This is a genomic window from Streptomyces sp. NPDC051218, assembly GCF_044455475.1.
GTDB lineage: Bacteria > Actinomycetota > Actinomycetes > Streptomycetales > Streptomycetaceae > Streptomyces.
The window spans coordinates 527,135-545,855 of record NZ_JBITEU010000001.1 but is presented as its reverse complement, the minus strand read 5'-3'; the positions used below and the strand labels follow the sequence as shown (position 1 = coordinate 545,855).

Here is an 18,721-nt window from a genome sequence, read left to right as displayed (position 1 = left end):
TCCCGTGTGCCCATGCCGGAGGCTACATTGCGGAAACCGAAAGCCTTTAGGTTTCGGGGTCCGGCGGTTACTACTCCCCACCGCCGTGGTCCCTGCCCCCGCCTGCCCGCCTGCCGCAGAAGGGCTTCTCCTCCGCATGTCCGTGACCACCCCGACCCCGCCCGCCGAAACCGGCCCCACGCTCCGCGGCGGCTCCCTCGGCACCGCCGACATCGCCTTCTTCGTCATCTCCGCCGCCGCCCCACTCACCGTCATGGCGGGCGTCGCCCCCATCGCCATCTCCCTGGGCGGCATCGGCGCGCCCGTCGGCTATCTGCTCGCCGGGATCACGCTCGCCGTGTTCGCCGTCGGGTTCACCGCGATGAGCCGCCACGTCCGCAGCGGCGGCGCCTTCTACGCGTACATCACGCGCGGCCTCGGCCGCCCCGCCGGGATCGCCGCCGCGCTGCTCGCCATGCTGGGCTACAACGGCATGGAGATAGGCGTCTACGGCCTCCTCGGCACCGCCACCCAGGACACCGCCCTCGCCCTGTTCGGCGCGGACATCCCCTGGCTACCGGTGTCCCTCGCCGGGCTGCTCCTGATCTGGTACGCCGGCTACCGCTCGATCGACTTCGGCGCGAAACTGCTCGGCGTGCTCCTCGTCGCCGAGACGGGCATCCTGGTGCTGCTCGCGGCCGGCGTCCTCATCAAGGGAGGCGGCCCGGAAGGGCTGAGCCTGGACGGCTTCGCCCCCGGGAACGTCTTCGTCCCCGGCACGGCCGCCGTCCTGGCCTTCGCCTTCGCCGCGTTCACCGGCTTCGAGTCGACCGTCATCTACCGGCGTGAGGCGCGGAATCCGGACCGTACGGTGCCGCGCGCGACGTACATCGCGGTGGCGTTCCTCGGGCTCTTCTACGCCTTCGTCGTCTGGACCGTGATCCAGGCCTTCGGTGACGAGCGGGTGGTGGAGGCGGCCGGGTCGGACCCGGCGGGCCTCTTCTTCTCCGCCATCACGACGTATGTGGGCGGCTGGGCAGCCGACTTGATGCACGTGCTGATCGTGACGAGCGTGCTGGCCTCGCTCCTCGCCTTCCACAACGCGATCAACCGGTACGGGCTCGGGCTCGCGGAGGAGGGGGTGTTGCCGAAGGTGCTCGGGCGTGTGCACGGGCGGCATCGGTCGCCGTATGTTGCGGGGGCGGCGCAGACGGTCCTTGGGGCGGGGGTGGTGCTCGCCTTCGCTGCGGCGGGCGCGGATCCTTATGATCAGCTGCTGCTGTGGGTCAACACCCCAGGGATGATAGGCCTGTTGGCGCTCCAGCTGATCGCTGCGGTCGCCGTACCCTGCTACTTCCGTCGGATCAGCCATGGGGAGGGTGTGCTGCGGACGGTGGTCGCGCCGGGGGTGGCGACGGTGCTGTTGAGCGTGGCGCTGGTCCTGGTCGCCACGCACATAGACGTCTTCACGGGCGCGAGCTCCTTCGTCAACACCATCCTGGTGGGGGTCGCGCCTGCGGTGTTCGTCCTCGGGCTTGCCCTGGCGCTGTGGCTGCGCCGCCGCCGGCCTGAGGTGTACGAGGGCTTTGCCGACGAGCCGAACTGATCAGTCCCCAACCCCGCCCCTTCCCGGCTGCATCTATTGGCGGCTCCGCCGCGCAGGGGGCTCCGCCCCCAGACCCCCGCTCCTCAAACGCCGGAGGGGCTGAACCAATCAGCCCGTCCGGCGTTTGAGGACGAACTCGGCGAAGCCGGTGATGACGGCAACCAAGGCCCCCGCGCAACACGTTCCTACCCACCCGCACCCGAACGGAGTTCCCCGTGCCCCCCGCCGACCTCATCCTCACCGGCGCCCACATCCGCACCCTCGACCCCACGAACCCCCAAGCCACCGCCCTCGCCGTCCGCGAAGGACACATCGCGGCGGTCGGCGACGAAGCAGACGTACGCGACTGGCAAGGCCCCCGCACCGAAACCGTCCACCTCGGCGGAGCCACCCTCACCCCCGGCCTCGTCGACTCCCACAGTCACCCCGTGTGGGGCTTGGAGATGGCGACCGGGCTCGACCTCTCCGCCGTAGCCGACCTCGACCAGCTCCGCGCCGCCCTGCGCACAGCAGACCGCGTCGACGGGTGGGTCATCGCCTGGGGGCTCGACCACAACGTCTTCGGCGGGCGGCCGGTGCACCGTGAACTCATCGAGGACGCCCTCGACGGCGCACCCGCCTTCATCCGCCTCTACGACGGGCACTCCGCCCTGGCCAACGCCGCCGCCCTCCGCGCCGCGGGCGTCGAAGGGCCCCGCTCCTTCGCCCAGCGCGCCACCGTCGTCTGTGACGACGAAGGGCGCCCCACCGGCCACCTCATCGAGCACGCCGCCATGGACCTCCTCACCCCCGTCTTGCCCCGGCCCTCCCGCGCCCAGCGCCGCACCCGCCTCGTCGAGCTGCTCTCCGCGATGGCGGCCACGGGTCTTACCGGCGCCCATGTCATGGACCTCGGCGGCGACGACGTACCCGGACTGCTCGGCGGGGTCGAGAGCGAGACGCACCTTCCCCTCCGGCTGCGGCTCGCCCCCTGGTGCATGCCCGGCGTCGACGCGGAGGGCCTGGCCGAGCTGATCGCCCTGCAGTCGCGCGCGGGCCGGCACTGGCGGGTCGGCGGGGTCAAGTTCTTCATGGACGGCACCGTCGAGGGCGGCACCGCCTGGCTGGAGCACGCGGACTGCCACGGGCAGGGCACCGACGCCTTCTGGCCGGACCCGGAGGCCTACGCCGACGCCGTGCGGCACCTGCACGCGGCCGGCGTGCGCACGGCGACCCACGCCATCGGGGACGCCGCCGTACGGCACGTGCTCGACACCGTGGCCTCACTGGGCCCCGGAGGCCGTCTGGCGCACCGGATCGAGCACATCGAGACCGTCCCGGACGACACGGTCCCGCGCTTCGCGGAGCTGGGCGTGATCGCCTCGATGCAGCCGCCGCACACCGCGTACACACGCGCCGACCACAGCGACGAGTGGTCCAGGCGGCTGGGGGACGAGCGGGCCGCGCGGGCCTGGCGGACCCGGGATCTGCGGGATGCGGGCGCTGTCGTGGCACTTGGCTCCGACTGGCCCATCGCGCACTACGACGCCCGTGAGGTCCTGGCCACCGCGCGAGCGCCCCGTGGAGCGGCGGGGCAGGCACAGGGGCTGACCGGACTCCAGGCCCTGGAGGGCTGCACCTCGCACGCGGCGATCGCCGCCGGAGACTCCGACGTCGCGGGGCGCATCGCGCCCGGGTTCCGGGCCGACCTCACCGCCTTCGGGCTCGACCCCGTGCAGGCCCCCGCCGACGAGGTGGCGCAGGCGGCGATCCGGCTCACCGTGTCCGGAGGGCACATCACCCACCGTCACCCGTGACAGCCGGCGACCGGGCTCGCCTCAGGCCCTGAACCGCGCCCTGACCTTGGCCGGCAGGAGCGGAGCCCGGTCCTCGCGCGACGCCACCTCACGCGGCAGCCTGTGCGGCATCGTCCCGTACCAGGCCCAGGCCACCGCGAAGCCGAACGCCAGGCAGATCATGCCGCCCACCGCGTCCAGCCAGAAGTGGTTGGCGGTGGCCACGATGACGATCAGGGTCGCCGTGGGGTAGAGCAGGCCGAGCACCTTCACCCACGGCACCGAGGCCAGGGCGAAGATCGTCAGACCGCACCACAGGGACCAGCCGATGTGCATGGACGGCATCGCCGCGTACTGGTTCGACATGTGCTTGAGGTCGCCGGATGCCATCGAGCCCCAGGTCTGGTGGACCAGGACCGTGTCGATGAAATCGTGGCCGTTCATCAGGCGCGGGGGTGCGAGCGGATACAGGTAGTAGCCGAGGAGGGCCACCCCCGTCGTCGCGAAGAGCACCATGCGCGTGGCCGCGTAACGCCCCGGATGCCATCGGAACAGCCAGACCAGGACGCCGAGCGTCACCACGAAGTGCAGCGTCGCGTAGTAGTAGTTCATGCCGACGATGAGCCATGTCACCGAATTCACCGCGTGGTTGACGCTCTCCTCCACGGCGATTCCGAGATGCTGCTCCGCCCGCCAGATCCAGTCGGCGTTGCGCAGGGCCTGCGACTTCTGTTCCGGTACGGCGTTGCGGATCAGGGAGTACGTCCAGTAACTCAACGCGATCAGCAGGATCTCGAACCAGAGCCTGGGACGTCGGGGGGTGCGAAGACGGCGCAGGAAAATCCGCCCATTGCGGTCCTCGTGCTCGCCCGCGATGGGTGATGTGGTGGGCCGCTGCTGGCCTTCCAGTGTCGTCACAGTCATCTCACCCATAGGCACAGAGTCTGCCAGATACCGACCCTCCGACCGATCATCCCAAGGTCTGGTTCAGGTCGCATTCTCTACGCCCTACGGACGAGCGCGTCCCCGAGGGGCAGAAGCCGTTGAACCCCGAACCACCAGCTCCGGCATGAAGACGAATTCGCTGTGCGGGGCGGGGGTGCCGCCGATCTCCTCGAGGAGTGTACGCACCGCCGCCTGCCCCATCGAGGGCACGGGTTTACGCACCGTGGTCAGGGGCGGATCGGTGAACGCGATCAGCGGGGAATCGTCGAATCCCACCACGGAGATGTCGTCCGGGACCTCGAATCCGCGCTGCCGCGCCGTCCGTATCGCCCCCAGGGCCATCATGTCGCTGGCGCACACCACAGCCGTGCAGCCGCGGTCCAGGAGCGCGGACGCCGCGGCCTGCCCGCCCTCCAGCGTGTACAGCGAATGCTGGACGAACTCCGACTCGATCTCCTCGGGGGACAGTGCCAGCTGGTCCTGCACGGTGCGCACGAAGCCCTCGATCTTCCGCTGTACGGGCACGAACCGCTTGGGGCCCAGGGCGAGCCCGATCCGTGTATGACCCAGGGAGACGAGGTGGGTCACCGCGAGGCGCATCGCGGCCCGGTCGTCCGGCGAGATGAAGGGCGCCTGCACCTTGGGGGAGAAGCCGTCGACGAGCACGAACGGCACACCCTGTGCCCGCAGCTGTTCGTAGCGCTGCGTGTCGGCGGAGGTGTCCGCGTGCAGGCCGGAGACGAAGATGATGCCGCTGACGCCGCGGTCCACGAGCATCTCCGTCAGCTCGTCCTCCGTGGAGCCGCCCGGCGTCTGGGTGGCGAGGACGGGCGTGTAGCCCTGCCGGGTCAGGGCCTGGCCGATGACCTGGGCGAGCGCGGGGAATATCGGGTTCTCGAGCTCCGGCGTGATCAGCCCGATGAGGCCGGCGCTGCGTCGGCGCAGCCGCACCGGGCGTTCGTAGCCGAGCACGTCGAGTGCGGCAAGCACTGACTGGCGGGTGGCCCCGGCGACTCCGGGCTTGCCGTTGAGCACCCGGCTGACCGTCGCCTCGCTGACCCCCGCCTGCGCTGCGATGTCGGCCAGTCGCGCGGTCACAGGATTGGACTGTACCGGTCACATCTCAGGCTGCCCACCAGACCGTTGAATCCGCGGGCAGGACCGTCCCGTCCGCGCCGGGCGTCGTGCCGGCGCTCGACAGGAGCACCGTGCCGGGGGAGGGGACCGTGACAGGGGCGGCGGTGAGGTTCACCGTGCAGACCATCGAACCCCCGGGGCTCGTACGGCGGAAGGACAGGACTCCCTCGGGCGCGTCGAGCCACTCCACGTCGCTGCCCGCGCCGAGCGCCGGGTGCTCGCGGCGCACCGCGAGCGCCCTGCGGTAGAACTCCAGGGTCGACGCGGGGTCGCCGTCCTGGGCCTCGACCGTGAGGTCCTTCCAGCCGGCGGGCTGCGGCAGCCAGCTCGGTCCGCCATCGACGGGCCCGAAGCCGAACGGCGCCCGGTCCCCTGACCACGGCAGCGGAACCCGGCAGCCGTCCCGCGTCCCGTCCTGCCCCGTGCTGCGGAAGAACGCCGGGTCCTGGCGCACCTCGTCCGGCAGCTCCGTCACCTCGGGCAGGCCGAGCTCCTCACCCTGGTAGATGTACGCCGAGCCGGGCAGCGCCAGCATCAGGAGCGTGGCCGCCTTCGCCCGGCGCAGGCCGCGCGCCGCGTCGCCTTCGGCGAGGCGGGTGGAGTGGCGTACGACGTCGTGGTTGGAGAGCACCCAGGTGGCGGGCGCCCCCACGGCGTTCATCGCGTCGAGGGAGCGGTCGATGACGGCGCGCAGCGCGGGCGCGTCCCAAGCGGACGTCAGATACTCGAAGTTGAAGGCCTGGTGCAGCTCGCCGGGGCGCAGGTAGCGCGCGCTGCGTTCCACCGTCGGCGTCCACGCCTCGGCGACGGCGATGCGCTCGCCGGGGTACTCCTGGAGGATCCGCCGCCAGCTGCGGTAGATCTCGTGCACGCCGTCCTGGTCGAAGTAGGGGACGGACTGCTTGCCGAGCAGCTTCACCTGCTCCTCGTGGCCGATGTCGGGCAGGCCCGCCGCCTTCACCAGGCCGTGGGCCACGTCGATGCGGAAACCGTCGATGCCGAGGTCGAGCCAGTAGCGCAGGATGGAGCGGAACTCCTCGTGCACCGCCGGGTGGTCCCAGTTGAAGTCGGGCTGCTCGGGCGCGAAGAGATGGAGGTACCACTCGCCGTCCGCGACACGCGTCCAGGCGGGCCCGCCGAAGACGGACTCCCAGTCGTTGGGCGGCAGTTGCCCGTCCTCGCCCTTGCCGGGCCGGAAGTGGAAGCGTTCGCGCACTGGGGAACCCTCGCCCTCGCGCACCGCCTGCTTGAACCACGCGTGCTGGTCCGAGCAGTGGTTGGGCACCAGGTCGACGAGCACCCGCAGCCCGAGCGCGTGCGCTTCCCGTACGAGTGCGTCGGCGTCCGGCAGGGTGCCGAACATGGGGTCGACCGCACGGTAGTCGGCCACGTCGTACCCGGCGTCGGCCTGCGGGGACGCGTAGAAGGGCGAGAGCCAGACGGCGTCGACACCGAGCCGCTTCAGGTAGGGCAGGCGGGCCGTGACGCCGGGCAGGTCGCCCATGCCGTCGCCGTTGCCGTCGGCGAAGCTGCGCGGATACACCTGGTAGATGACGGCGTCGCGCCACCACTCACGGGGAGCGGAGCCGTCGGCCGGTGCGTCTGCGGGAAGGGCGGCGGTGACGTGCTGGGTCATGAAGTCCCTCAGGAGTGCGGGGGTGGGCGGCACTCCCTTGAACGTCCCGCGGAAGGCGAAGGTCACGAGGGTGTCCCCCTCGCTCGGTCCCCGAACAGGACGAAGTCGAAAATTCTACTGTCGGGCTTGTCGCACGTGAGGTGAGTTCGACGACCTCCACCGTTCCGGGCGTCCTGCCGCCGACTTGCCCCCGGGGGGTGTCCCGGCGCGCTAACTTGATGGGGCAGGCACGAGTCGGCCTGCCCCCGTTCTGCGCCGAGGGGCTGTCCCGCGTGAGCGTCAAGGGCAAGGCAGTGAACACAGTCAGCACGGTCCTGATCGTCGACGACGTGCCTGCGAGCAGGTACGCGCTGAGTGCCGTGCTGCGCAGGGACGGCCATCGGGTCCTGCTCGCCGCGAGCGCCAGCGAGGCGCTGATCGAACTCGACGTGCGGATGCGGGCCGGTGACCTGCCGGACGTGGCGCTGGTCGACGTCGGCCTGCCCGACATGAGCGGTTACGAACTCTGCCGCCGCATCAAACAGTTACCGCCCATCGCCAGCCTGCCCGTCATCCACTTCTCTGCGGCGGCCCGCCCGCCCGCCGACCGGTGCAGGGGGCTCGACGCGGGTGGCGAGTCCTATCTGACGGTGCCCGCAGAACCGGAGGAGATCCAGGCGGTCGTACGGGCCGCCGCGCGCGGGGCACGCTCCCGCAGTGACGCCCAACTACGGGCGGGCCGACTCGCGTTGCTCGCCGGGACGATCCTGTCCGTGCAGTCCGCGCGCTGCCTCGGCGAGCTCGCGGACGCGGCGGCCACGGGCACGGAGCGGCTGACCGAGGCCCCTGCGACGGTGTTCGTGCTCGGCGGGGACGGGGAGATCCACCGGGGGCTCTCCCGGCGCAGGGCCGCCGCTTCGCTGCCGGATCCCGGGGCGCACGAGGCGGTGGCCCGCCTGATGCGGCGCGTCATGTCGGGGCGTACGGGCGTGCGGCACACGGTCGTGCCCGCCCCGCTGTGGCCCGCGGGGTTCTTCCGCTCGGTGGGGGGCGCCGGACAGTGGAGCGACGGGACGCCGGAGGAGGCCGACCTCGTCCTGGCGCGCCTGACCGAGGGGCGCACACTGGTGTGCCTCGCGACACCCGCGTACCGCGAGGGCCTCTCCGACGAGACGGGGCACCTCGTCGAGCGGCTCGCCCACGCCACCGCGCTGGCCGCCGAACCGCTCCTGATGTACGAGGAGGAGCGCCATGTCGCGCTGACCCTTCAGCGCAGCTTCCTGCCGTCGAAGCTGCCCGAGCTGCCCGGCGCGGACGTCGTCGTCCGTTACGAACCCGCCTCGCGCCAGACGGAGATCGGCGGGGACTTCTACGCGGCGCTTCCGGTGCCCGGCGGTGTCCTGACCGGCATCGGTGACGTCGTCGGGCACTCGCTGGAGGCGGCCACGGTGATGGTCGAGATCCGGCACGCGCTGCGGGCGTACTGCGTCGAGGACCCCGACCCCGGCGCGCTCGCCGGGCGCCTGGACCGGATGCTGCAGCACTACCACCCGGGCGTGACGGCCACGATGTGCCTGAGCCTGGTCGATCCGGCGACCGGGCACACCCGGATCGCCAACGCGGGGCACATCCCGCCGCTCGTGGTGCGGGACGAGGGCACGGCCGCGTACGTCGACGTGCGGGGGCCGCTCCTCGGTCTCGGCCTCGCCCGGCCGCAGCCGAGTGTGGTGACCCTGGAGCGCAACGAGCGTCTGCTGATGGTCACGGACGGGCTCATCGAGACGCGGGGCATGGACCTCGCGGTGTCGATGGAGCAGCTGCGGATCGCGGCGGCGGGCGCGCCGCGCGGCGTCGCGGACCTGTGCGACACGCTCCTCGCGTGCTTCGGGCACGAACGCGACGACGACATCGCTCTCCTCGCGCTGCGCAGGACGATCTGACCCGCACGCGCGTACCGCTCGAAATCACTGCCGAATTAACCGACGCACGGACCTGTACCCACACGCCTACCCGTCAGTACATTGACGCCATGTCTAATACGCAGAGCCGGGAGCCGAAGCCCGTCGCGTCCGAGCACATACCGCTCAAGGCACGCAAAGTCTCCTTCTCCTGGGAGGACACCCCGCTGCACTGGGTGCCGGGCGATCCCTTCGCCACGCACACGATCAACGTGCTGCATCTGCTTCTCCCGGCGGGCGAACGCTGGTTCGTCCACGTGTACAAGCAGGTCCTGCCGTACATCCGTGACGACCGGCTCCGCGAGGACGTGATCGGCTTCATCGGCCAGGAGGCGATGCACGCGCAGGCCCACGACGAGGTCCTGCCGCACCTCAAGGAGCAGGGACTCGACCCCACGCCCTACACCGCCCAGGTCGACTGGCTCTTCGAGAAGATGCTCGGCGACAGGACGCTGCCGCCGGGCAAGGCCCGCAAGTGGTGGCTGATGGAACGCGTCGCGATGATCGCGGCCATCGAGCACTACACCGCCTTCCTCGGCAACTGGGTCCTGAACGCCGACGAGTTGGACCGCAGGGGCGCCGACCCCACGATGCTGGACCTGCTGCGCTGGCACGGCGCCGAAGAGGTCGAGCACCGCTCCGTCGCCTTCGAGCTCTTCATGCACGTCGACGGCAGCTACCGCCGCCGCGCTCGCACCTGGGCCACGGCGTTCACCGCCCTGGTCTTCCTGTGGCAGCGCGGCGCGCGCTTCTTCATGGAGAACGACCCGACACTCATCGGCGGCAAGGCGTCGTTCAAGGACTTCTACCAAGGCGGCAAGCAGGGCACGCTGCCCACGACGCAGGACATGATCCGCTCCATCCCGCGCTATCTGAGCCGCGCCTACCACCCCTCCCACGAGGGCAGCACCGCCCAGGCCGTCGCCTACCTCGCCTCGTCCCCGGCGGCCACCGCCGCCGAGACCGCGACCCAATCGCTGCCGAAGGGGGCGCGCTGACATGCCCCGCATGCGCACCGTCCTGCTCGTCACGGGGGCCGCCCTGCTCGCCAAGCGGGCCATGCGGCGCCGCATCGACGCCTCCCCGCTCTGGCCGCTGCCCGCCCTGGAGGAGCCGGTCTCGGGCCGCCCGCGCTCCCGGGCGCTGCGCCTCCTCGTCACCCGGCGCGAGACGGTCGCCGAAGGGGTCGTGCAACTGCGCCTCGAAGGTGACCACTTGCCCGTCTGGGAGCCGGGTGCCCACCTGGACCTGGTCCTCCCTTCCGGCCTCGTGCGCCAGTACTCGCTGTGCGGGGACCCGGAGGACACCTCCTCCTACACCGTCGCGACCCGCCTCATCGGTGCGGAACAGGGCGGCCGGGGCGGCTCGCGCGAGGTGCACGAGCAGCTCCGGGAGGGCATGGAGGTCGAGGTGCGCGGCCCGCGCAACCGCTTCCCGCTGGCCGACGCCGACGCGTACGTCTTCGTGGCGGGCGGCATCGGCATCACCCCGATCCTCCCCATGCTGCGGGCAGTTGAGGCCGCCGGCCACACATGGCGGCTCCTGTACGGGGGTCGCTCCCGGGCCTCGATGCCGTTCCTGGAGGACGTGGAGAAACTGGCGGGCACGACGGCGGGCAGGCTCACCGTCGTCGCCGATGACGAGGGCGGCCGCCCCGACCTCGCCGCCTTCCTCACGGACCTGGCGCCCTCCACCGCGGTCCACGTCTGCGGCCCCGAGGGTCTGATGGAGGCGGTGGCGGCGGCGCTCCCGGAAGGGGTCGCGCTGCACCTGGAACGCTTCACGCCGCACACGTCCACACAGGGCAACGGCGCCTTCGAGGTGGAGCTGCGCCGCAGCGGGCGGACCCTCACCGTGGCCGCGGACACCACGGTCCTGACCGCGGTGCGCGCCGAGCTGCCCAACACCGCGTACTCCTGCGAGCAGGGATTCTGCGGAACGTGCCAACAGCGGGTCCTGGAAGGGGAGATCGACCACCGGGACGAACTGCTCGACGACGCCGAGCGGGCCGACTCCATGCTGATCTGTGTGTCGAGGTCGAGTGGTGACCGAATCGTCCTCGACATGTGAGGCCGGAGCGAGAGATGTGAACGGTTCGGGTGGACCGGCCCCTTGGACGGCCGGATCTGCTCGGTAAGGTGTTCGCATGACTACCGGGGTGCGCCGCAGAATGGGTGTCGAGGAGCGGCGGCAGCAGTTGATCGGGGTCGCGCTCGACCTGTTCAGCCACCGCTCGCCCGACGATGTGTCCATCGACGAGATAGCGGCGGCCGCGGGCATCTCGCGACCGCTGGTCTACCACTACTTCCCGGGCAAACTCAGCCTGTACGAAGCGGCGTTGCAGCGGGCTGCGGACGACCTCGCCGAACGCTTCGTGGAACCGAGGGAAGGCCCGCTGGGCGTGCGGCTGCTGCGGGTGATGGGCCGCTTCCTGGACTTCGTGGACGGCCACGGCCCTGGATTCTCGGCGCTGATGCGCGGTGGCCCCGCCGTCGGGTCCTCCACCACCAACGCGCTGATCGACTCGGTGCGGCAGGCGGCGTACATCCAGATCCTCACGCACCTGAACATCACGGACCCGCCCGCCAGGCTGGAGCTGGTGGTGCGCTCCTGGATCTCGCTCGCCGAGTCCACGGCGCTCATCTGGCTCGACGGACGCCGCATCCCGCGCGCGGAGCTCGAACTGCAACTGGTGCACGACTTCGCGGCGCTCGCGGCCGTGAGCGCCGCGTACGACGACGAGATGGCCGCGATCCTGCGCCGCATCCTCGCCGAGGAGCCGCCGGACGGCCCCTTCGCCGAGCTCGTCACCCGCCTGATCGGCCTCGCACCCCAGGAGCAGAACAGTTGACCCACCGCCTCGCAGGCGAAGAGGACATCCCGACCCTCGTCGCCCTCTACGATGCTGCCGCGCACTGGATGCAGGGCCGGGGGATCGACCAGTGGAAGCCGGGCGAGAAGGGCGCGGAGCACTTCCGGGGGCGGATCGCGTCGGACGAGGTCTGGATCGCGTACGACGGTGAGGCGGTCACCGGGGCCTACGAGGTGTGGTGGGCGGATGAGCCCGCCTGGGGTGAACAGCCGCCCGTCGCGGGCTACGTGCACCGCCTGATGACGCGGCGCGGCGCCCCCGCCGGAACGGGCCGCGCGATGCTGGCCCGCGCGGAGCGGCGCATCGCGGCGGCGGGCCGTGGGCGCTGCCGCCTCGACTGCGTGTCGACCAACCCGCGCCTGCGGGAGTACTACGAGGCGGCGGGTTACACGGTCGTGGGGGAGCTGCCGGGGAAGGTGGCGGCGGACGGGAGCACGTACGGCGTGCTGCTCCTGGAGAAGGATCTGCGGGAGCCGCGCCCGTCCGACGCCTGAGGATCAACGCAGGGTCGACACCTTCGAGCCGTCCGCGAGGCGCCCGGTGAGCCCGGTGCGAGTGCCCCGCTGCATGGGCGCGGCCACGGTGTTGCCGGGGGTCTGGGACCCGCCGGACGCCCGGAGCGAGACGACGTCCTTGCTGCCGCCTCCCAGCAGGTACCAGTTCCCGCCCCGGGACTTCCACCGCACCCCCGCGAGCACCGAGGGCTCCCGCGGCCCGCACGCCGCGGAGTCCTGCGCCTTCGCCGCCACGGCCGCCGAACCCGCGGCCTGGAACTGCGCGAGGGCCAGGCCGCCGTCACCCCGCCATGTGTCGGCCCGGGTGCAGAGCCAGGCGGCCGGGCCGTTCGCCTCGGGCAGCGCCTGGCGCGCGTACTGCCAGGAGTTCACCGACCGCACGCCGTTCGAGCGCGCCGCGGCCAGCGAGCAGGCTGCCGACGACCAGTTCGCGGCCGTGGCCTCGCGCGGGGCCTGCGGGCGGCCCGCGGTGAGATGGGCGGGGACGAGTTCGCCGAGGTCGGTGGAGAGACGGTTCACCCCGCTGTCGTCCCGCAGCTGGAGAACGTTCCACGAGGTGCACGCGCGGGCCTGCGCCGGACTCGCGAGCGGCTCCGTGACACCGTCGCCGTCCCGCTTCAGGGCATCGGCGCCTTCCTGGGGCTTCAGCAGATCGCGTACGGCGACGCCGCCCACCCAAGGCGCGGTCAGATAACGGACGTTGCCGTCGACCCGGTTCACCACCAGGGCTCCGGCCTCGGCGCTGGTGGCGCCGTCCACGCGGGCGAAGTCGAGCGCGGCGGCGCTGGTGCCCTCCTTGGGCTCGGCGTACCGCACGACGCGCAGTCCGTCGTACAGCAGCACGACCCGGGCCGCGTCGACCTCTCCGGCGAAGAGCAGCTGCGCGGGGCCGGGAGGCGCCCCTGCCGCGGTGCCCGGGGTGGCGGAGACCTGCACCGACTCACCGGGCCGCGCCCAGACGGCCAGGGCCCGCCGCAGCAGGGCGTCGTCGTCGACGAGCGCGCCCCTGGCGGGCCACACGGAGAAGTCCGCGCGGGCGGACTTCTTCCACGCACCGCCCGCGACCTTCGTCACCTGCCCGGGGTCGAGAGCGGCCTGCCCCGCGGGGTTCTGCGCGTAGGCGGGCGCGGCGGCGCCGTCGGGCCCCCACCCGTCGCCCGGCAGGCCGAGCAGCGCCCCGCACACCAGGGCGGCGGCCAGCGCGACGCCGGCGGCCTTCATGTGCTGCCTGCGGCGCATCAGATCGGTGGGCCGCGCCTGGAGCGAGCAGGGGTCGAACTCGGGTGACCTGAGCAGTTCGTACGCCGCGTCGACGCCGTCCGCCTCCGCGAGCGCGTCCGCCGGCTCTCCGACACCGGCGGCGGCGAGCACCTTGGTGACATCGCCGTCGGCGAGGCGCTCGAGGCCGCGCAGCACGTACGCGGCGCGGGCGGGTCCCGAGAGCGCCGAGAGCCGCTGGTCCAGGGCGAGTTCGTCGGCGCCTCCCGACCGCGGGAAGAGCCTCAGCCCCCAGACGTGCGGCAGCAGCGGCGGCAGCTGGGCGCGCTTGGGCCAGGCCTTGCGCTTGAGCGGAAGTCCCGCGTCGAGGGCGGTGGCGACGACGCGCAGCCGTACGTACGCGTACCCGGGGTCGCCGCCCCGCCCGTCGCCCGAACGCTGCTCCGGGATGACCTCCGCGTCACCCGACCTGCGGCTGCGGGGCAGCGCGCGCTGGGTCAGGGCGTGGGCGGTCAGGACCCGCCGGTTGCGCCCGAGGCTGGGCGGAAGGACCAGGTAGGCGAGCCGTACCAGGCGCGGGTAGTGCTCGACGAGGGCGGCTTCGGCCTGCTCGACATCGACGACGCCGGAGAGTTCATGCGGCGGGGAGGGGGACTTCACATTCGACGACACGTTCAGCAAAACGAGCGAATCGTCGGATGGTCACCTCTCTGTGAGCTGTCGAGCATAGTTGCCCATCGACCGCTGGTAGCGCGGGAGGTGGGGCGCGAGGGCGCCGAGCACCAGGGCCAGGCCTTCTCTCTCCCGCCCGAGACTGGCGAGGCAGAGAGCAAGGGTGGCACGCACGGCATCGTCCAATTCATCGCTCGGGGCATCGAGTTCGGCTTCGAGCAGAGCGACGCCTTCCTCTGCCTTCCCAATGTTCCGCAGAGAGCTGCTGAGTTGAATGAGAGTGCGCCGCCGCCGGTACCCGTCGAGCCCTTTCTCCAGCGCTTCCCTGTACAAGGGCACGGCGCGATCGGAGTGACCGGTGGAGTCGAAGGCGCAGGCCCGTTCGAAGGGCGCGAGGGGACTGCCGTCCGGCAACTCCTCGACGAGGGCGTCAATGATCCCCCGGAACTCCTCGCCCCGTCCGTCGTACGCCTCCACCGAGGCCCAAGCCTCGGCCACACGCCGCTCCCACGCAATATCCATGGCCACACTGTCGCACGCCGCGACGAAGCGGGGCGGGCCCCCCAAACAACCTCTCCCACCCACCCACCCACCCGAACCCCCGCATCCACCTCGCACCGAACAAGCCTTTCCCGCCCACCTGCCCGATTACCCCGCGGTGACGGGGTGGGGAGGGGAGAAGGCGGATGGGTGGGTTAGGGGGACGGCCCGGCGGGGCGAGTGGGGGACATTAGTGGGTGGCGTGGTGGGGCAGTGCCACCCGGCCGCAGTCGGCAGTGAGACGGGAGGGGACGTGTCGGTATGTCTGCCCGGAGCACGGTTCGCGGCGCTCCGGGGCCGAAGCAACCCAGCGCCCACCGGACGATAGCGAGGACGGACATACCGGCGCGGCCCCGCACCCATACACCGGCAGGCTCCGAAGTCCTACGCACCCGGAGTCGGCAGCGCACGGGAGGGGACGTGTCGGTATGTCTGCCCGGAGCACGGTTCGCGGCGCTCCGGAGCCGAAGCAGCCCAACGGCCACCGGACGATAGCGAGGACGGACATACCGGCGCGGCCCCGCACCCATACACGGACAGGATCCGAAGCCGCACGCCCCCGCAGTCGGCAACGCTCGCGAGAGGACGTGCCGGTTTCATACCGGCGGCCCCGCCCCACGAGAGTGCCGCCCCGCCCAGCCCGCAGGGAACCCGCAGACCCCCCTCAAGACACCCCCCACCCGCTGAACTCCACCGTCCCCCGCCCCCCGCCGCCCCCATTGGTCGCGCTCATGAACAGCCCCACATCCTGCGCCGCCGCAACCCCCGCCACCGGCACACTCGCCACCACCCGCCAGTTGGCCCCGGCGTCCGTCGAGAAGGAACCCGTGAGCGTCTCGCCCTCTCGCGTCAGACGCAGCAGCACCGGCGCCTTGATCCCCGTGACGCGCTGGTACGTGTCCAGGGTTCCGTCGCCGTTCGTGTCGTAGGAGAGGACCACCCCGTTCGCCGGGGTGACCGCCAAGTTGACGAAGCCCGGGGAGCCGGCCACCCCCATCGCGTTGCGTGCGACGAGGCCCGCCCTGGCCCAAGGGCCCGTCACCGCCTGGGAATCCACCCCGACCGTCACCGTGACCCCGTCCCGCAGCGCGCCCTCCCGGTACAGCGTGCCGAACTCCGTCGTGCCCTTCCACAGGTCCGCGCCCGCTCCGTTGATCGCGTAGCGGTCGTTCAACTCCCCGAAGACCGCCGCGTTGTTGGTGTAGCGGCGCCAGCCCGCCCCCACCGGACCCGCCTCGAACAGCACCCCCTCGTGCACGGCCTCGATCCTCCGCTCGCCCGCAGGGCCGTACCGCACAGTGATCTCGTACGGAAGCGGCCGCAACGGACGGTCCAGCGGCGTACCCGGCGCGTTCACGCGCCACGCCACCTTCCCCGTGCCCGCCGGAGCGACCCGCGGCAGCGACACCGGGCCGGAAGGCTCCGCGTCGATCCCCGTCAGCCGGAAGTCGACGCGGCCCGTGGCCCGCAGGCCGTTGACGTTGCGGAAGGCCGTCTCCAGGCGCGCGTGCCCGCCGGGCGGCAGCGACGGCGGGTCGGCGACGACCTCCAGAGACCCTTGGTAGGGAGCTCGGGCCAGCACGTCGCGTACCCGTGAAGCCGTGCGGTACGGGTCGCCCGTTCCCCGCAGGGGGTAGTCCTTGCGCTCCCGGGTCCACGGCTCCTCCACCGCGAACCAGTCCACCGCCCGCGGCTCACGCCCCGCGGCCAACGCGTCGGCCAGCTCGTCGAGCCACTTCTGCCAGCGGGGCACGTAGAAGTCGGCCATCAGGCCCGCCCATTCGCGGTTCCCGTACTCGTGCAGCTTGCCGCCGTCGGACGTCGCCCGGTCGCCCCACACCGTGATGAGTACCTTCGCGGTCCGCTCGAACTCCGCCCGTTCGGCATCACTCGTGCCCATCCGTCTGGCCGACTCCACCCAAGGGCCCAGCAGGAACGCGGAGTTGGTGCCCGTCACCTCGTCCGAGAGCCGCATCAACCGCAGCCACAGCGTCGACAGCGCGCGGAACGTGTCCGCGTCCTCCCGCCCGTACGCCGCCCGAAGCTGCGGCAGCAACTGCCGGCTCCGGTGCGCCAGCGCCTGCCGGGCCACGTCCACGAGGTCGTACCGGTACGCGGCGCTGCCCCGCAGCGCCCCACGGACCCCGAGCAGCCCGGCGAACGCCGCGTCGAAGCGGCCAGGGTCGTACGTCAGGGCGCTCGGCGCGTACTCGGCGGCGCGGTTCGCCGCCAAATCGGGGCGGGCCGCGAAGAGTGAGTCGTGCGGGTCGCTCCGCTCGATGGCGGTGTGCCGATAGGCGGTGTCGTGCAACGCCCGCCACGCGCCGCGCGCATCGGCGTCACGGCCGCCGTAGCGAAAGCCCGCGTACCCGTCGAACCACGACTTCAGGTCCAACTTCGAGCCTGACCAGGCGAGTTCGGAGAAGAGCTCGAATGCTGCCGGGTCCCGGTCCGTCGCCTCCGGCATGAAGGCCGTGCCCGCGAGCGCGCTGCCGCCCTTGTCCCGCCATGCGAAGAACTTGTCGTTCCAGATGTGCGCGCGGGCGCCGATCGTCGTACGGCCCCCGAAGTTCGGGATGGTCCCGAACGCGTAAGGCGTGCCGCCCCAGTCCTTCTCGCGGTCGGTGACGCTCGCGTACCGGTCGGATACCCCGTCCACGATCAGCATCCGCCGCCGGTCGATCGCGTCGAGCAGCTCGGGCAGCGGGTTCTCCTGCCAGCCGAGGATCACCCAGGTCGCGCCGGGCCGCGCCGTGCGCAGGGCCGTCTCGACTCCGCGCGCCGCGTCCGGCACCGGGACGTCCCCCGCGGTGCCGCCCTCGTGCAGCAGGTCCATCTTGAAGTGGTCGGCCGCCCCGAAGAGCTGCTCCTGGTGCCGGTAGAAGGAAGCGGCGACCTTCGCGAAGGACGAGGTCCTCGGGTCGAGCCAGTCGGGCCGCTTGAACCCGTGCCAGGTGCCCTGCGGCACCACCCGCGCGTCCCCGCCGTTGCGTGCCACGAACCCGTCGGGGACGTGCCCGTAGTAGCCGGGCAGCACCGGCGCCATCCCCAGCGAACGCAGCCGGCCCACGATTTTGCGCCCCAAGTCAGCCCGGTCCGCGATGACTTCGGGTGACAGTGGGCCCCCGTAACCGGACAGGTTCTGCAGCAGCCACCACGCCTGGTGCGAGGGTGCCGGCAGCCACGCGCGTGCCTCGGCGTCGCTGTAGCCGAAGTCCTGGAGCACCCGGTGGTAGACGGCCTCCGCCCCCGCGATCACGAGGACCTCGTTGCAGCCGTGCAGGGCGAGCACGTCGATCATCCGCTCCCAGTACGCCCAGTCGGCGTACGGCGCGGTGTACCCGTCGTTCGTGTCGTTCAGGGCGAACCGGTGCGGGAGCGAGGTGGAGCGCTCCAGCGGGCGCGAGGGTGCGGGAAGGCGGCGCGGCAGGTCCAACTGGTCGCCGTTCCAGGCGATATGGGCCCCGCAGACGTACTTGAGGTACCAGTGGACCCCGGTGAGCAGCACGGCGGGCGTCGTACCGGACACATCGACACGCCCCGTCGTGCCCGAAACCCGGAAACGGTCCGCGCCGCCCTTCGCGGGGACGAGTCTGAGACGGAACTGTTCCGCGTGATGCGGCAGAAGTCTGTTGAGTGCTGAGCGCGCGGAATCCGTATCGAGGGCGAAGGCGGGGCCCTGGACGGGCCTCTCGGCGGCGTGGGACGGAACCGCCACCCCGCTGACGGCACCGCCGAGGCCGATGGCCCCGGCGGTGCCGAGCACGGAACGTCGGGACGGATCGGTCATGTGTACCCCCTGGGTCGAATGGTGCGGCGCACGGTATCCGCGCGGCGCCCTGCGCTCAACGGTGCGTACGGAGATGGCGAGTTCACCTCGCCCGAAGGG

Annotated in this window: 13 protein-coding genes; 7 read left to right on the top strand and 6 right to left on the bottom strand. The window is 71.8% G+C overall.

Going from position 1 to position 18,721, the window contains the following annotated elements:
• Positions 1 to 136 precede the first annotated feature (136 nt).
• Together ACIBCK_RS02520 and ACIBCK_RS02515 are read left to right on the top strand one after the other, a co-directional pair.
• Positions 137 to 1,585 carry an APC family permease gene (locus tag ACIBCK_RS02520; protein WP_399386225.1) on the top strand — a complete coding sequence of 483 codons (1,449 nt, stop codon included), beginning with the start codon at positions 137 to 139 and terminating at the stop codon, positions 1,583 to 1,585.
• 215 nt (positions 1,586 to 1,800) lie between these two features.
• Complete coding sequence (locus ACIBCK_RS02515) at positions 1,801 to 3,381, top strand: amidohydrolase (RefSeq protein WP_399386224.1); 1,581 nt, start codon at positions 1,801 to 1,803, stop codon at positions 3,379 to 3,381.
• Between the two features lie 21 nt (positions 3,382 to 3,402).
• Here ACIBCK_RS02515 and ACIBCK_RS02510 read toward each other — a convergent pair whose 3' ends face one another.
• The 3 genes from ACIBCK_RS02510 to ACIBCK_RS02500 form a co-directional block, all read right to left on the bottom strand.
• Positions 3,403 to 4,293, bottom strand: coding sequence for a phosphatase PAP2 family protein (locus tag ACIBCK_RS02510; protein ID WP_399386223.1), 891 nt, complete (start codon positions 4,291 to 4,293; stop codon positions 3,403 to 3,405).
• 75 nt (positions 4,294 to 4,368) lie between these two features.
• A complete protein-coding gene (locus ACIBCK_RS02505) occupies positions 4,369 to 5,403 on the bottom strand; it encodes a LacI family DNA-binding transcriptional regulator (protein ID WP_399386222.1) in 1,035 nt (344 codons plus the stop codon).
• Positions 5,404 to 5,428: 25 nt separating this feature from the next.
• Complete coding sequence (locus ACIBCK_RS02500) at positions 5,429 to 7,078, bottom strand: glycoside hydrolase family 13 protein (protein WP_399387196.1); 1,650 nt, start codon at positions 7,076 to 7,078, stop codon at positions 5,429 to 5,431.
• A gap of 218 nt (positions 7,079 to 7,296) precedes the next feature.
• Between ACIBCK_RS02500 and ACIBCK_RS02495 the strand changes: the two genes are divergently transcribed.
• The 5 genes from ACIBCK_RS02495 to ACIBCK_RS02475 all read left to right on the top strand — a co-directional run bounded on the left by ACIBCK_RS02495 (position 7,297) and on the right by ACIBCK_RS02475 (position 12,381).
• Positions 7,297 to 8,997, top strand: a complete 1,701-nt coding sequence (locus tag ACIBCK_RS02495) for a SpoIIE family protein phosphatase (RefSeq protein ID WP_399386221.1) — start codon at positions 7,297 to 7,299, stop codon at positions 8,995 to 8,997.
• 89 nt (positions 8,998 to 9,086) lie between these two features.
• Complete coding sequence (locus ACIBCK_RS02490) at positions 9,087 to 10,013, top strand: metal-dependent hydrolase (RefSeq protein ID WP_399386220.1); 927 nt, start codon at positions 9,087 to 9,089, stop codon at positions 10,011 to 10,013.
• 1 nt (position 10,014) lies between these two features.
• Positions 10,015 to 11,085, top strand: coding sequence for a PDR/VanB family oxidoreductase (locus ACIBCK_RS02485; RefSeq protein WP_399386219.1), 1,071 nt, complete (start codon positions 10,015 to 10,017; stop codon positions 11,083 to 11,085).
• A 76-nt stretch (positions 11,086 to 11,161) separates the two neighbouring features.
• Entirely contained in the window at positions 11,162 to 11,866 is a 705-nt protein-coding gene (locus ACIBCK_RS02480) for a TetR/AcrR family transcriptional regulator (RefSeq protein ID WP_399386218.1), read from the top strand.
• Positions 11,863 to 12,381 (top strand): GNAT family N-acetyltransferase, encoded by a 519-nt coding sequence (locus ACIBCK_RS02475; protein WP_399386217.1) that lies wholly within the window; start codon positions 11,863 to 11,865, stop codon positions 12,379 to 12,381. Before ACIBCK_RS02480 ends, ACIBCK_RS02475 begins: the two co-directional genes overlap by 4 nt.
• Positions 12,382 to 12,384: 3 nt before the next feature.
• On the opposite strand, the gene ACIBCK_RS02470 is transcribed toward ACIBCK_RS02475, so the two are convergent.
• The 3 genes from ACIBCK_RS02470 to ACIBCK_RS02460 form a co-directional block, all read right to left on the bottom strand.
• Positions 12,385 to 14,301, bottom strand: a complete 1,917-nt coding sequence (locus tag ACIBCK_RS02470; protein ID WP_399386216.1) for a hypothetical protein — start codon at positions 14,299 to 14,301, stop codon at positions 12,385 to 12,387.
• Positions 14,302 to 14,322: 21 nt separating this feature from the next.
• The gene (locus ACIBCK_RS02465; RefSeq protein WP_399386215.1) at positions 14,323 to 14,814 is read right to left on the bottom strand and encodes a tetratricopeptide repeat protein; all 492 of its coding nucleotides are present in this window, start codon (positions 14,812 to 14,814) and stop codon (positions 14,323 to 14,325) included.
• A gap of 682 nt (positions 14,815 to 15,496) precedes the next feature.
• Entirely contained in the window at positions 15,497 to 18,622 is a 3,126-nt protein-coding gene (locus ACIBCK_RS02460) for an alpha-N-acetylglucosaminidase (RefSeq protein ID WP_399386214.1), read from the bottom strand.
• Positions 18,623 to 18,721 lie beyond the last annotated feature (99 nt).